The organism is Bacillus sp. N6, from assembly GCF_052805735.1.
Genome location: NZ_CM127843.1, coordinates 1,697,286 through 1,711,608 on the forward strand (window position 1 = coordinate 1,697,286; position 14,323 = coordinate 1,711,608).

Sequence of the window (14,323 nt, forward strand, 5' to 3'; positions counted from 1 at the left end):
GTGGAGCATGTAAAATGTTAAGTAAGAGAAAATGGTTTTATATTAAGGAAGTGTCAAAGCGATGAGTTTCACATTGAATAAATCGATTATTAAAGAAGTGTGCGGAGAGACCTCATATAAAAGAGGTGAAACCTATTATAAATCAAATAAAGTGATAATAGATCATTACGATGAAAATAAAGAAATTTGTGAGGCGACAGTAAAAGGGAACGAGGATTTCCATGTTACAGTAGCAAAAGCCAAAAAGGGTGATGTTGTTGCAAAATGTAGTTGTCCTTCATTAGCGTCTTTTCAAACGTACTGTCAACATGTTGCAGCAGTATTAATACAAATAAACTATAATCAACAAACAGGTGGAATGAGCTCCACTAGTAACAGAAATGATCAATTGACAAGTGGTATGTTTCAGTTGTTTGCAGACAAACCACTGAGGCCAAAAAGTAAACAACACCGTTTTGATACACGTGAAATATTAGATGTTGAGTTTATATGTACACCAGTAGCTACGAGAAGTGGTGGTGCTCTTCTTGGAATTCAATTGAAACTTGCCAAAGTGTATTTCATAAATCATCTTAGAGAATTTCTTTCTAAGGTGGAGAAAAGAGAGTCTTTTCATTGTTCAAATGAATTTACATATATACCAGATGTACATAGTTTTAAACAAGAAACGGATGCAATTATTCAGCAGCTCATTAAAATGTATCATAACGAAAAAATGTATGAGGATGCGCTAGAAGTACATGCGAAACAAGATGAAAGTATGATATTTATACCACCAGCTTCATGGAAAGATATGCTCTCTTCACTTTCTAAAGTTGAATATGTACAGCTGAAACAAAATAAACAACTGTTTCAGGGATTACAAGTTTCAAAAGGTTTGTTGCCGTTACACTTTGAATTTACGAAGGGAAATAATGGCGGATTTACACTTCATATAGATGGTCTAAATCGTGTACAAGTTATGGATATGTATAACAATGCACTTTATGGTGGGAAATTATATCACTTACACATTGAAGATTGTATGCGACTTATTGAATTACAAAAGATGATGAGTCGCTCAAATAGTAATCAGTTTTATATTCCAGAAAGTAAGATGGAACATTTCGTCGCGAAAGTTGTACCAGGATTAATGAAGCTCGGAACTGTACACATTGATGAAGTAATATCGGATCGTGTTGAAACACCTTCGCTAAAAGCGAAATTGTATTTAGACCGTGTGAAAAATCGCTTATTAGCAGGTCTTGAATTTCACTATGGGAACGTCATGATTAATCCGCTAGAAGAGGATGGACAGCCGTCTGTTTTTAATCGTGATGAGAAAAAAGAAAAAGAGATTTTAGACATTATGAGTGAAAGTGCCTTTGCAAAAACAGAAGGCGGTTACTTTATGCATAATGAAGAAGCTGAGTATAACTTTTTATATCACGTCGTGCCAACATTAAAAGGTTTAGTTGATATTTATGCGACGACAGCAATCAAATTGCGAATTAGTAAAGGGGATGCAGTTCCTCTTATTAGAGTGAGAAGAAAAGAAAGAATTGATTGGTTGTCATTTCGTTTTGATATAAAAGGAATACCAGAAGCAGACATTAAAGGTGTATTAGCGGCCCTTGAAGAGAAACGTAAATATTATCGATTGGCGAACGGTTCGTTTTTGTCGCTAGAGAGTAAAGAGTTTAATGAAATTAATCAGTTTATAAAAGAATCAGGTATTCGGAAAGAATTTTTACATGGAGAAGAGGTAAATGTTCCTCTTATTCGGAGTGTAAAATGGATAAACGGACTTCACGAAGGCAATGTTTTAAGTTTGGATGATTCAGTTCAAGAGTTAGTAGAAAACATTCAAAACCCGAAAAAATTAAAGTTTGCTGTGCCAAATACTTTAAATGCAGAAATGAGAAAGTATCAAGTATATGGGTTCGAATGGATGAAAACACTTGCTCATTACCGTTTTGGCGGTATTTTAGCAGATGATATGGGACTTGGAAAAACGTTGCAAAGCATTGCTTTTATAGATTCTGTTTTGACTGAGATTCGAGAAAAGAAACTGCCAATATTAGTCGTTTCACCATCATCTCTTGTTTATAATTGGTTTAGTGAATTGAAAAAATTCGCCCCGCATATTAGAGCAGTTATTGCAGATGGAAACCAAGCAGAGCGCCGGAAAATTTTGAAAGATATAACGGAATTTGATGTCGTAATCACGTCATATCCATTACTGAGAAGAGATATAAGATTATATGCAAGACCATTTCATACACTATTTCTTGATGAAGCACAGGCGTTTAAAAACCCTACAACGCAAACGGCAAGAGCTGTGAAAACAATTCAAGCTGAATACCGTTTCGGACTAACTGGTACACCTGTAGAAAATTCATTAGAAGAGCTATGGTCTATCTTCCATGTCGTCTTCCCGGAATTATTACCAGGAAGAAAAGAGTTCGGTGATTTAAGGCGTGAAGATATAGCGAAGCGAGTGAAACCATTCGTATTAAGACGATTAAAAGGGGACGTATTAAATGAGTTGCCAGAGAAAATAGAGCACTTACAATCATCGGAGTTATTACCCGATCAAAAGAGTCTCTATGCTGCTTATTTAGCGAAGTTAAGGGAAGAAACGTTAAAGCATTTAGACAAAGACACGTTACGTAAAAATAAAATTAGAATTTTAGCTGGTTTAACGAGATTGCGACAAATTTGTTGTCATCCCGCTTTATTTGTTGATGATTACAAAGGAAGTTCAGCTAAATTTGAACAACTGTTAGAGATTTTAGAGGAATGTAGAAGTACAGGGAAGAGAATATTAATTTTTTCTCAATTTACGAAGATGCTTTCCATTATTGGTCGTGAGTTAAATCGACAAGCAATTCCATACTTTTATTTAGACGGGAGTACACCAGCGCAGGATCGTGTAGAGCTGTGCGATCGGTTTAACGAAGGAGAAGGAGATCTATTTCTCATTTCTTTAAAAGCTGGTGGTACCGGACTTAATTTAACTGGTGCAGATACAGTAATATTATATGATTTATGGTGGAATCCAGCTGTTGAACAACAAGCGGCCGATAGGGCGTATCGAATGGGACAAAAAAATACAGTGCAAGTTATAAAGCTAGTAGCTCAGGGAACAATTGAGGAGAAAATGCATGAACTGCAAGAAAGTAAGAAAAATTTAATCGCTGAAGTGATTGAGCCGGGAGAAGAGAAATTGTCCTCAATCACAGAGGAAGAAATTCGAGATATTTTAATGATTTAATATAAAAAAGCTATGCCTTCAAATTTATGAGGGCATAGCTTTTTTGTTGTAATAATTATATTTTGTTTTGTACAAAGTAAAGAAATCAAATGTTATTTAAATTACTTCTTTGTACCTTTACTTTTGTATGGTTTGGCAGCTGCCTTTTTCTTTGCACTTGATTGCCAACGGTTCCATCCTTTACTTCCTGTACCTTGTCCTACACCTTTTTTCGGTTTTGCTTTCGTTTTACTCATATGATCACTCCGTTATATAAAAATCTTATTTGATAATAGTCAATGATTTAGAAAATACTCTTTATAAATGACTATGATTGCTTTAAGTAAAAATAAACTGCTTGAATGCTATAGTATAACATGAATTTGCAAGTAAACTGAAAGGAATTATAAAGAAAATGAAAATAATAAGAAATACTGCAGATTCTATATTCCGAACGATCACATTAATTGTTGTGTATACGTTAGTTTCGGTCAGTGAAACATTTTTTGGATTGACGAGGCAGAAAAAGTAAAGATGTTAAATTAACAACAATCAATAAAGCCGTAAAATAAAGAATTGAAAAACATTTTAAAACTTTTTGTTGACTTTCTTTATTTTTTGTATAGAATAATCATTAATAAAATGTTTCAGAGATGTGACAACAAAACGACTATGAAAGGACGAGTAGTAGTAGGACGTAGTTTAAGCGAGTCAGGGGTGGTGTGAGCCTGATACGAAGCCTATTATGAAGAACCTCCTGGAGTTGCTAACCGAAATCCTTTATAGGAAAGTAGACTTAGCCGGGAACTTCGCCGTTACAAGAAGAACAGTATCGAGATATTTCATCTCCGTATTGTATAAGTGAGCAACCTCTGTTGCTAATTTGGGTGGTACCGCGGAACCAAAGTCTTTCGTCCCAGTTTTTTGGGAAAGAAGGGCTTTTTTTGTTGGCTTCTTTTCACAACATCCAAACATTTTAGGAGGAAACCACCATGTATCAATCATTAATGACAGTAAGAGAGACTCAAATCGCAATTAAGGAAGTTAAAACATTTTTCGAGGACCAATTAGCAAAACGCCTTGAACTATTCCGCGTATCTGCACCATTATTCGTAACGAAAAAATCAGGATTAAACGATCACCTAAACGGTGTAGAACGTCCAATTGAATTTGATATGTTACATTCAGGAGAAGAATTAGAAATTGTTCATTCACTAGCGAAATGGAAACGATTTGCATTACATGAATACGGATATGAAGCTGGTGAAGGTTTATATACAAACATGAACGCGATTCGTCGTGATGAAGAACTTGATGCAACGCATTCCATTTATGTTGACCAATGGGATTGGGAAAAAATCGTTCAAAAAGAATGGCGTACTGTTGAATACTTACAAAAAACAGTACAAACAATTTATGGAATATTCAAAGATTTAGAAGATCATTTATTTGAAAAATATCCGTTCCTTGGAAAGTATTTACCAGAAGAGATTGTTTTCATTACTTCCCAAGAACTAGAAGATAAATATCCAGAATTAACACCGAAAGATCGTGAACACGCAATTGCAAAAGAACACGGTGCAGTCTTTATTATTGGAATTGGTGATGCACTTCGTTCAGGTGAAAAGCATGACGGACGCGCGGCTGATTATGACGATTGGAAATTAAACGGGGACATTTTATTCTGGCACCCAGTACTACAATCTTCATTTGAATTATCATCAATGGGAATTCGTGTTGATAGTAAATCGCTTGATGAGCAGTTAACGAAAACTGGTGAAGACTTCAAACGTGAGTATGATTTCCATAAAGGTATACTAGAAGACGTACTACCATTAACAATCGGCGGTGGCATTGGACAATCAAGAATGTGCATGTACTTCTTACGTAAAGCTCATATCGGTGAAGTTCAATCTTCTGTATGGCCTGACGATTTACGTGCAGCTTGCAAGAAAGAAAACATTCATTTGTTTTAATAGAAGTAAGAGAGGGTAGCTCAAAGAGTTATCCTCTCTTTTTATTGTGTAAACGAATGGTTTACAGTGAATTTTACTAATGGTTTCTTTCTATTACATCTCTTTTTATGTAATAATTTGTTAAAGGAGGGGACGTTATGAGCATAGGAGAGCAGCTAAAAAAACTACGAGAATCAAAGGGGTTTTCGCAAGAGGATGTTGCTAAAAAGATTGGTGTGACGAGGCAAGCAGTGTACAAATGGGAAAATGATAAAAGTTATCCTGATATTGATAATCTAATTTTACTAAGCGAAATGTACAATGTTACGCTTGATGAGTTAATAAAAGGGAAACAGAATATTAAAGAAAAAATACATATTGATGAAGAAGATGAGGATTTTGAGAAAGAGAATGATTTTGGTTTTTATATTGGGTTTGGATTGCTAATTATGAGTGCATGCATTGATTATGAAGGAATACAAGTATTTGTATTAGGAGTTGCACTATTCATGATGGTTTTTTATTCGAATGTGAAGAAAGTTATTTTGAATGAATATAAATCGTTTTTTCAAGAGAAAGAGCGAAAAGATATATGTGATAAAAAGTGAGAAGAGTTAGTTATATTTCCTAGGAAAGGGTATAACGAATATTTTTATTGTATTATAATGACTTTAGGATATTTGTAATATGAAAGCTATTTGGGTAGATCCTTGAAATCTATATGTAAAATGATAATAAAGTTATTTAATTTTAAAAGCTCAAACAAGCATAACCCCGTTCTAAATTTAGGACGGGGTTGAAAATATAATAATAAAATCGCTTAAGAGTCTACGTTTTATTCAATGATAGTGCCTTTTTACAAAACTTCACTTGCTTATTTATTACCGAGTTCTTCCGCTAAACCGATTAAAATTCCTTCCACTCCACGAATGTAGCAGAGACGATACGAGTTCTCGTACTGAACTACTTCACCAACGAGCTCTGCACCATGCTTAGTGAGTCTGGATACCATTTCGTCAATATCTTGAACGGTGAACATGACGCGTAGATAACCGAGGGCGTTTACAGGAGCATTTCGGTGATCTGCTATAGTAGGAGGGGTGAGAAATCGCGAAAGTTCAATTCGGTTGTGGCCATCTGGAGTGACCATCATAGCAATCTCTACGCACTGAGAGCCGAGTCCAGTTACGCGACCAGCCCATTCACCTTCGACATTGGCTCGCCCTTCGAGGTTCAAGCCAATTTCCTCGAAGAAAGAGATTGCGTTATCAAGAGATTCTACAACGATGCTGACATTGTCCATTCGTAGTAATTTGTTTTTTGCCATAGTCTTATCTCCTTATGTATAAAAGTTCATTATTTAATCATCCTCATAATTATACTACTAAGTAGTCACAAATTCCTTTCAGTCAAAAGCACCTTGTCACAGTATAGGAAAAATTGACAAGGTGTTTTTTTATATGTCATATAGCATCTTGTTAACGAACAGCCTTTATTTAATAGGAAGGAAGTAGATTAATATGATTTTTTTATAAGTGTTACTGAGCATATCAAATTAGCTCATTTGCACTAAAGGCTCAATTTTCGCCATAAATGATTGATGCAGTGCCTCAACACCTGTTACTAAATGAAGGCGGTCAATAACGACAGACACTTTAATTTCTGATGTACTTACCATTTTAATATGAATATCTTCTTCTTTTAAAGTAGTAAACATATTTGCAGCGACACCAGGGTTAGATACCATGCCAGATCCTACGATTGATACTTTTGCTAAGTGATTTTCATGTTCTACAGATTCGTAGTGAAGAGTTTCTTGATTTTGTTCCAAAACTTTTAAAGTTTCTCTTAAATCATTCGAGTGAATGGAGAAAGAGAGATGTACAGTTCCTTCATTTGTAATACTTTGAATGATGATATCTACATTAATATGTGCCGCTGCTAATGTAGAGAAAACTGTTGAAAGCGAGCCTTGTTCTAGTCCTTTAATTGTGACACGTGTAATGTTATCCTCAAATGCAATACCTTTAACGATTGATTGTTGTTCCATGTTACATTCTCCTTTTACAATTGTTCCGTTTTCTTGTTCCATACTTGAGCGAACTTCTAAAATGACATTATGATTTTTAGCAAACTCAACAGCACGCGGGTGTAATACACCAGCACCGAGGTTTGCAAGTTCTAACATTTCGTCATAAGAAATTTCATCTAATTTATAAGCATCTTTTACAACTCGTGGATCCGTCGTATATACGCCGGTCACATCTGTGTAAATATCACATTTTTTTGCGTTTAGTGCAGCAGCTAATGCGACAGCAGTTGTATCAGAACCGCCTCGTCCAAGCGTTGTAATTTCAAAATCTTCACTGACTCCTTGGAAACCAGCTACAATAACAATCGTGCCTTTAGTAAGATAAGACTGAATTCGATCTGTATTAATTTCAGTAATCCGTGCACTACTATGTACAGATTCTGTCGTAATACCAGCTTGCCATCCTGTTAATGAAATCGCGTTATACCCTTTTACTTGTAGTGCCATCGTTAATAATGAAATAGTTACTTGCTCTCCTGTCGATAGAAGCATATTCATTTCGCGTTTACTTGGATTTTCTGTAATTGCGTTAGCGAGTGCGACAAGTTCATCCGTGCTTTTTCCCATTGCTGAAACGACAGAGACAACGCTATGACCTCGTTCATATTCTTCAATAATTAAATTTGCTACATGTTGAATGCGCTCGACGCTTCCGACAGAAGTGCCACCAAATTTTTGAACAATTGTTTCCATTACAAATTCCTTCTTTCGTCTATTTTTAAGAATAGATTAGGAAATATATAAATCCCAATACTCCTGTAGTTACCATAAAGACAAACAAAAAACACCATCTCAAATAAGTGAGGATGGTGCTGTTACAGGAAAAGGGAAACAGAAAACGGAGCTAATAAAAAAACCGCCAAAAAAGGAATATCATAAAAAATGATATCTCTTTTTTGTAGATAGCTCTTCATACGTACACGTCTGTACATATGACAGTTCTGTTTCTATTCGAAAACAGCCCCAATTGATAAATGCAGAGAAACTTATCAATTTCGGCAATACTTCCTTTCATCTAAGTTCATAGACATCTCTGTGTCTCCATTAGAATACTCATAAGTATCGCAACCTCTATCTCACGTTTTAGGCGAGAGTGTTTGATTTATGAAGTTGTTGGTAACATTTGTTTTATAATAATTTAAATTTTTCGGGGAATCAAGTGTTTTATATATATTTTAAAAATTCTTTCTTTTTTCTGAGGAAGTTTGTGAAAAATGTAGCAAAATAAATTCATTGCATGTACATTAAACTTATAGTGCATAGGAGGTGGGAGAATGAAAAGGAAACAGCCTATTTATGTTGCGACAAAAATGAACACGACGATGGGAAAATTATGGGAATATACGCAAGAACCAGATATACATACGGAGTGGGATGCTCGCTTTACTGAAATTTCGTATTTAGAGAAAAAAGAAGGAGAACCACAGAAGTTTTTGTATAAAACAAAGATTGGATTTGGGCTTGAAATAGCTGGAGAAGGGGAATCAATAGGTGAAATAAGAAAAGAAACTGGTGAAAGAATTTCTTCTTTAAAATTTTGGACGGATAATACATTATCTCTTATTCAAATAGGACGTGGTTATTGGAAGTATACGCCGAATAAAGAATACATCCATTTTGAGACACAATATGATTATGATACAAGATTTGGTCGTATAGGAAATGTGATAGATTCCTATATTTTTCGTCCGTTATTAGGTTGGGCGACTGCTTGGAGTTTTGATGCCTTAAAATTATGGTTAGAAAAGGGGCTTCATCCTAGGTTACTAATTAGAAGAACAATGACGTATTGGCTCGTATGTTTTTTATTTGCTTTTGTATGGATATATCAAGGGATAGTGCCAAAACTACTTTTTACTCATTTAGAAGAAGTAAAGATGCTTTCTGTATTAATCGGTTCAAATGAAAATAGTGTATATATACTTAAAATAATTGGGGTGTTAGAAATAATTTTCGGTGTTGTATGGCTGTTGCCAATAACAAAACGAAAATTATTTATACTGCATATTATTGTATTACTAGTTTTAACATTAGCGGCAGGATTTACGAATATTGCAAGCTTTACAGGGCCGTTTAATCCGATTACATTAAATGTTCTTCTAATGGGGTTATCAATTGTCGGTTATATAAATAGTTTCGATTTACCAAGAGCGAAAAATTGCAATAGGGCGAGAAAGGGATAAGTGTATGGCTAATATATATGAACGATTATTAGGGGATACCTATAAAAATCTTCATCCTGAATTGCAGAAGCGTTATGCGATTACAGAAGAGAATAGTTTTACAGGTGAAGGAAAGATGGATGAAATTTACGGTGGCTCTTTTTTCGTGAAATTTATATTAAAAATTGCATCGAAGTTTCGAATGTTTTTCTCGGAACGAGGAGAGGAAATTCCATTTACGATACAAAACATAGCTGAGCGAGATGAATATGGACAAGAATTAGTAAGGTGGAACCGTACTTTTTATTTTCATAATAAGAAAAGATATTTTAACGCAGTTATGCAATTGGATGGAAACGAAAATGAAATTGTAGATTATTTTGGCGAACCACATATACTCGTTTCTACACTGCATTTTCATATCGATGAGTTAGGGGCAATGCATATTTCTTCAAAGAAACAATGGTTTTATATGTTTGGAAGAAAAATGCCGTTACCAAAATTTTTGTATGGTGAAGCAAAAATTGTTGAAAGTTATGATGCAACACTACAGTGTTTTCGAATTCATGTACAAGTACGAAACCCGTTAATTGGCTCGCTTTTTTCATATAAGGGAACATTTGTGGAAAGGAAATAAACGATATGAAAAATATAATATTTGGGCTTGCTTGTTATGTTGTTTTTCTAATATATGAGTGGTCGAATATAAATCCTGTTGAAGCAATTATATTATTATCTGTTTTATTATTTATACCAATGTCACTTTGTATTATTGATAAAAGAAAAAGAGATGAATCGTATTTATTATTTTATAAATTCGTATCGTTTTTATATCCAATCGCAGCAATTTGTGCAATGCTAGCTTTCGTCACAAATTACAATGTATTTGCGCTAGTTTGGTTTGTATATACAGGAATTGTTGCGTTATTTGGTGTAAGTAGATTGCTAGAAAGAGGATGGAAGCCGTTAGAAGAGATCGCCATAGATAGTGCGTTTATTTATTTGTTTTTAGGTGGTTTTTGGTTTTTTGCTTCAGTAGCAACACTTTCAATTATGCATTTTAGCTCTGACATTGTTTTACTCACAGCAGCGCATTTTCATTATTCGGCGTTTCTATTGCCATTATCAGCTGGTTTAATAGGGAGAAAAAGAGAAAAGAGAAGTAAAGTATATGATGCTATTATGTTTATCATCATGATTTCACCTATGACAGTTGCAATAGGAATTACATACTCAAGAGTATTTGAATTTTTTGCAGTGTTCCTATATTTATGTGCGATTTATGGGTATGGATTTTACGTTTGGAGAGTAAAATTTAATGCTATCAGTGCAAAGATTCTTTTAATCGTTTCGTCTAGTACACTCATGGTTACAATTATGTTCTCACTTATATACTCATACGGGAATTTGAAGCATGTAATGACGATTACAATTGCTCAAATGGTTTGGATTCACGGTGTTGTCAACGGAATTGGAGTAGCGTTACCGGCATTTGTCGGCTGGATGATCGAAAAGAGTGTTCCGAATTATAAATACTATGGGAAACCAATGAGTAAATTAAGAGGAAGTGTGGCAATTGGTGAGGCTTTTTTATATAGCGGCAATTTAGTAGGCAGTAAGGAATACAACGGTTTAGTTGATCAAATAACTGATTTTCATAGTGAGTCATTTGACGTGACGAAGGTACCTTTAAGTATTATTCGTTTTTATGAAAATACAACAGAGTATGAGTTGCAATCAAATATTAAATGGGCTCGTTGGTTCCGCCTATTTGCATTTTGTTATGAGAAAATGAGCAAGCATGTAGGACAAATACATTTAGGAATGGGCGACAAGTGGGAAACGATGCATGGCTCTATCATTGGTGTAATGGATGAGGAAGATGGAAGAGAGAATGTAAGGGCTTGGCTAAGGAAAAATGAAGCAGGTGAATCTATTTTTGTAGCTCTTTATTCAAAGCATACAGATAAGGATGAGACATATATGAATATCGCCTTGCCTTTACCTTATTCGAATATGACTGGTATTTTGAGGCTATGTAATGATAATCATGATTTAATCATTACTAGTAAGTTAAGAGAAAATGGCCAGGGAGATGAGGGGATTTATTTACATACTCGGTTCTTAACAATCCGTTTACCGTTAGCAGAGACTTTCATCATTACAGAGGGTAAGGATAAAATGTTAACAGCTCATCATAGCATGTGGCTATTTGGACTTGAATTTTTACATATTCATTATAAGATTGAAAAAATTGCACAGAAGTAAGAAAGGCTTGGAGGGGTTTCCAAGCTTTTTTATGTATGGGTAATTGTCATAGAAATTTGTTTATTTAGCTCATTATCCCAAACACGTTGAATTTCAAAAGTGCCTGTTTCAAAAAATAATGGGAATCTTTCTTTAAACCAAGTTTGCATAGGTAGCTTTAGTGCTGTATCGATTGGTATCCATAAGAAAGAATAAGCCCTAAAGGAATTAGGACTTATTCTTCATTAAATACAAATGTTTGTTTCATTTTTTTACCTTCATTTACCGGATGGCCGTTATAAGAGAAATTCTTTTCTTCCCAAGTGATCACAACTTTAAAATTATGACTATTAAAGTCTAATGGGAATACCATGTAGTCAAAGCTTGTATGACTTTTAGAAATATTTTCATTAGGTGTAGTAGGTTTAAAGGTAGCTTTAGAGGTAGGATTGTTATCAAGTATTTCCACAGATACATTTGATACATCATGACCGATGTTTTTTACGAGTAAACTATACGTATCAAATACACCTTGTTTTGGCTGGATTGCTTGCTTGTTTGAGTTATGAGATTTATCAATTTCGACATACCATTGTTTAGACTTTGACGCAATCGGCAGTGACTGAAATGTGTAAGCACTAGCTTGCATTGGTAGTGCTAAACATATAAGTGTAAAGAGAGTTAATATTTTTCGTTTCATTTTTTTTAGAGCTCCCATTCTTTAATGGATTTACTTGTTATTATCTTCTTTTTACGAGTTAATATACCATATAATGTAAAGTGGTTATTGTGAGTAGTGAATCAATATCTTATTCACTACTCTTATAGCTAGCATAATTACGTATGAAGTAAGAAAGAATAAATTTGTTTTTTCTATACTTAGATTACTGCCCTTTTTAAAAGGGCTATTTTTACGTTTTAATAAAAAGAATATACTAAGAATTCCGTATAAATTATTTATTTTAATGTAGTTAAATGTGCTTGTATATGTGAAATTAGAGAGGGAAGCTGTGTAGAGATGTTTCTACAAAGCTATTTAGGATATGAAAAAATTACCAAAAATATGTTAAAATAACATTGTCATACAACAAGGGGGCTTTGTTTTATGGAAAATGTACATCTTGCTAAAGTAGATTTAACGAAAAAAATTGAATCAAAATCTAAGTACAACAAGAAACTCGAAAAATATCAAAGGCGCTTATTAGCATTACAACAAATTTTGAAAGAAGAAAAAATCGCGGTTATGCTTGTTATGGAAGGATGGGATGCGGCTGGTAAAGGTGGGGCAATTAAGCGGGTGACGGAACATCTTGACCCACGTGGGTTCCAAGTAGATCCAATTGGAGCGCCTGCACCTCATGAAAAACGTTACCATTATTTGCAACGTTTCTGGCGCAAAATTCCACAGTACGGGCAAATTACTATTTTTGATCGCTCATGGTACGGTCGTGTGTTAGTTGAGCGTGTTGAAGGTTTTGCTACAAAGGAAGAGTGGATGAGAGCATATGATGAGATTAATGATTTTGAAAAACTACTAACAGATGACCATTACATAATAGGGAAGTTCTTCTATCATATAAGTAAAGAGGAACAGTTAAAGAGATTTAAAGATAGAGAGAAAAATCCTTTGAAAAGATGGAAAATTACAGACGAAGATTGGCGTAATCGTGAAAAATGGGATGAGTATGTTGAAGCGATGGAAGACATGTTTGAAAAAACAAGTAAGCCAAATGCGAAGTGGCATATTATTGAAAGTAACGATAAATTGTATGCCCGTGTGAAAACGTTAAAAATCATTATTTCATTCATTGAGGATTATTTCTTAGAACATGGTATAGAATTGCCTTCTTATTATTATGAAATGAAAGAGGATATTGAAGTTTTGCAAGATGTAGGTGTTAAAGAGTAAAAAAGAAAATGGTCCTGTGAATTGGTGAAACCAAATTATGGGGCTTTTTTATTTAGAAACATTTTACAATTAACAGAATAAGGTATATAATCAATAATCATATTAACAATGTTAATATGATTATTGATTATATAATATGTGGGGGGTTTACTTTGAAGGGAAGAGATGTTGTTTTAGGTTTATTAATGCAAAAGGAATTGTCTGGTTACGATATTAAAATTGTGTTTGAAGACGTATTTACTCATTTTTTTGATGGAAGTTTTGGAATGATTTATCCAACGTTACGACAATTGGAGAATGAAGGGAAAATAAAAAAAGAGGTTGTCATGCAAGAGGGAAAACCGAATAAGAAAATGTACTTTATTACAGATGAGGGGCGTGAAGAATTTTATCAATACATGCAGACACCTGTAGAGAAGGATGTTTTACGTTCGGATTTTTTAATGAGAATGTATTTTGGTAACTATAGTGATGATGTAACAATAAAAAAATGGATTAAAGATGAAATTGAAAGAAAAGAAGCGTACATTGCAGATCTTCGATTGAAATATGAAAAGTGGAGAGTAGGTATTACTTTCGTCGAAGAAATTTCACTAGATGTAGGTATTGCATCGTATAGTGCACAAGTGGAGACTTTGAAGAAAAAATTAGAAGAGTTAGAGGCGAAAGAAAACAATAAAACAGAAGAATGAAAAACGCGTTCACAATAAATAAAGGGGTATA

At 34.2% G+C, this 14,323-nt stretch carries 12 protein-coding genes, 1 pseudogene, 1 riboswitch and 1 other annotated feature; of the genes and pseudogenes, 8 read left to right on the top strand and 5 right to left on the bottom strand.

Annotated elements, in window-relative coordinates; genetic code table 11:
- The first annotated feature begins 61 nt into the window (after positions 1 to 61).
- Positions 62 to 3,256: an SNF2 helicase associated domain-containing protein gene (locus tag ACUXVC_RS08885; protein WP_446026001.1), complete on the top strand. Its 3,195-nt coding sequence runs from the start codon at positions 62 to 64 to the stop codon at positions 3,254 to 3,256.
- 101 nt (positions 3,257 to 3,357) lie between these two features.
- On the opposite strand, the gene ACUXVC_RS08890 is transcribed toward ACUXVC_RS08885, so the two are convergent.
- Positions 3,358 to 3,492 (bottom strand): DUF3934 domain-containing protein, encoded by a 135-nt coding sequence (locus ACUXVC_RS08890; RefSeq protein ID WP_000047588.1) that lies wholly within the window; start codon positions 3,490 to 3,492, stop codon positions 3,358 to 3,360.
- A 406-nt stretch (positions 3,493 to 3,898) separates the two neighbouring features.
- Positions 3,899 to 4,157, top strand: a binding site (T-box leader).
- A 70-nt stretch (positions 4,158 to 4,227) separates the two neighbouring features.
- Here ACUXVC_RS08890 and asnA point away from each other — a divergent pair.
- Together asnA and ACUXVC_RS08900 are read left to right on the top strand one after the other, a co-directional pair.
- Positions 4,228 to 5,211 (top strand): aspartate--ammonia ligase, encoded by a 984-nt coding sequence (gene asnA / locus ACUXVC_RS08895; RefSeq protein ID WP_098127355.1) that lies wholly within the window; start codon positions 4,228 to 4,230, stop codon positions 5,209 to 5,211.
- A 137-nt stretch (positions 5,212 to 5,348) separates the two neighbouring features.
- Complete coding sequence (locus tag ACUXVC_RS08900) at positions 5,349 to 5,798, top strand: helix-turn-helix domain-containing protein (protein ID WP_089170779.1); 450 nt, start codon at positions 5,349 to 5,351, stop codon at positions 5,796 to 5,798.
- Between the two features lie 266 nt (positions 5,799 to 6,064).
- On the opposite strand, the gene ACUXVC_RS08905 is transcribed toward ACUXVC_RS08900, so the two are convergent.
- Positions 6,065 to 6,517, bottom strand: a complete 453-nt coding sequence (locus ACUXVC_RS08905; protein WP_088023022.1) for a VOC family protein — start codon at positions 6,515 to 6,517, stop codon at positions 6,065 to 6,067.
- Positions 6,518 to 6,745: 228 nt separating this feature from the next.
- Entirely contained in the window at positions 6,746 to 7,975 is a 1,230-nt protein-coding gene (locus ACUXVC_RS08910) for an aspartate kinase (protein WP_446026002.1), read from the bottom strand.
- A 202-nt stretch (positions 7,976 to 8,177) separates the two neighbouring features.
- A riboswitch (Lysine riboswitch) is annotated at positions 8,178 to 8,364 on the bottom strand.
- Positions 8,365 to 8,556: 192 nt separating this feature from the next.
- Between ACUXVC_RS08910 and ACUXVC_RS08915 the strand changes: the two genes are divergently transcribed.
- From ACUXVC_RS08915 to ACUXVC_RS08925, 3 genes are read left to right on the top strand one after another with little or no spacing between them, the layout of a single operon-like run.
- Positions 8,557 to 9,465, top strand: a complete 909-nt coding sequence (locus tag ACUXVC_RS08915) for a DoxX-like family protein (protein ID WP_089170781.1) — start codon at positions 8,557 to 8,559, stop codon at positions 9,463 to 9,465.
- Between the two features lie 4 nt (positions 9,466 to 9,469).
- Positions 9,470 to 10,081: a DUF4166 domain-containing protein gene (locus tag ACUXVC_RS08920; RefSeq protein WP_098127353.1), complete on the top strand. Its 612-nt coding sequence runs from the start codon at positions 9,470 to 9,472 to the stop codon at positions 10,079 to 10,081.
- A 5-nt stretch (positions 10,082 to 10,086) separates the two neighbouring features.
- Complete coding sequence (locus ACUXVC_RS08925; RefSeq protein WP_098127352.1) at positions 10,087 to 11,712, top strand: YndJ family protein; 1,626 nt, start codon at positions 10,087 to 10,089, stop codon at positions 11,710 to 11,712.
- A gap of 29 nt (positions 11,713 to 11,741) precedes the next feature.
- Here ACUXVC_RS08925 and ACUXVC_RS08930 read toward each other — a convergent pair.
- Both ACUXVC_RS08930 and ACUXVC_RS08935 read right to left on the bottom strand, forming a co-directional pair.
- Positions 11,742 to 11,897, bottom strand: a pseudogene (locus ACUXVC_RS08930) (DNA mismatch repair protein MutT); the annotation flags it as partial.
- A gap of 29 nt (positions 11,898 to 11,926) precedes the next feature.
- The gene (locus ACUXVC_RS08935) at positions 11,927 to 12,391 is read right to left on the bottom strand and encodes a hypothetical protein (RefSeq protein ID WP_000823337.1); all 465 of its coding nucleotides are present in this window, start codon (positions 12,389 to 12,391) and stop codon (positions 11,927 to 11,929) included.
- A gap of 405 nt (positions 12,392 to 12,796) precedes the next feature.
- Between ACUXVC_RS08935 and ACUXVC_RS08940 the strand changes: the two genes are divergently transcribed.
- Positions 12,797 to 13,600: a polyphosphate kinase 2 family protein gene (locus tag ACUXVC_RS08940; protein WP_090976136.1), complete on the top strand. Its 804-nt coding sequence runs from the start codon at positions 12,797 to 12,799 to the stop codon at positions 13,598 to 13,600.
- Positions 13,601 to 13,752: 152 nt separating this feature from the next.
- The gene (locus ACUXVC_RS08945; RefSeq protein WP_000678346.1) at positions 13,753 to 14,292 is read left to right on the top strand and encodes a PadR family transcriptional regulator; all 540 of its coding nucleotides are present in this window, start codon (positions 13,753 to 13,755) and stop codon (positions 14,290 to 14,292) included.
- Positions 14,293 to 14,323: the final 31 nt, after the last annotated feature.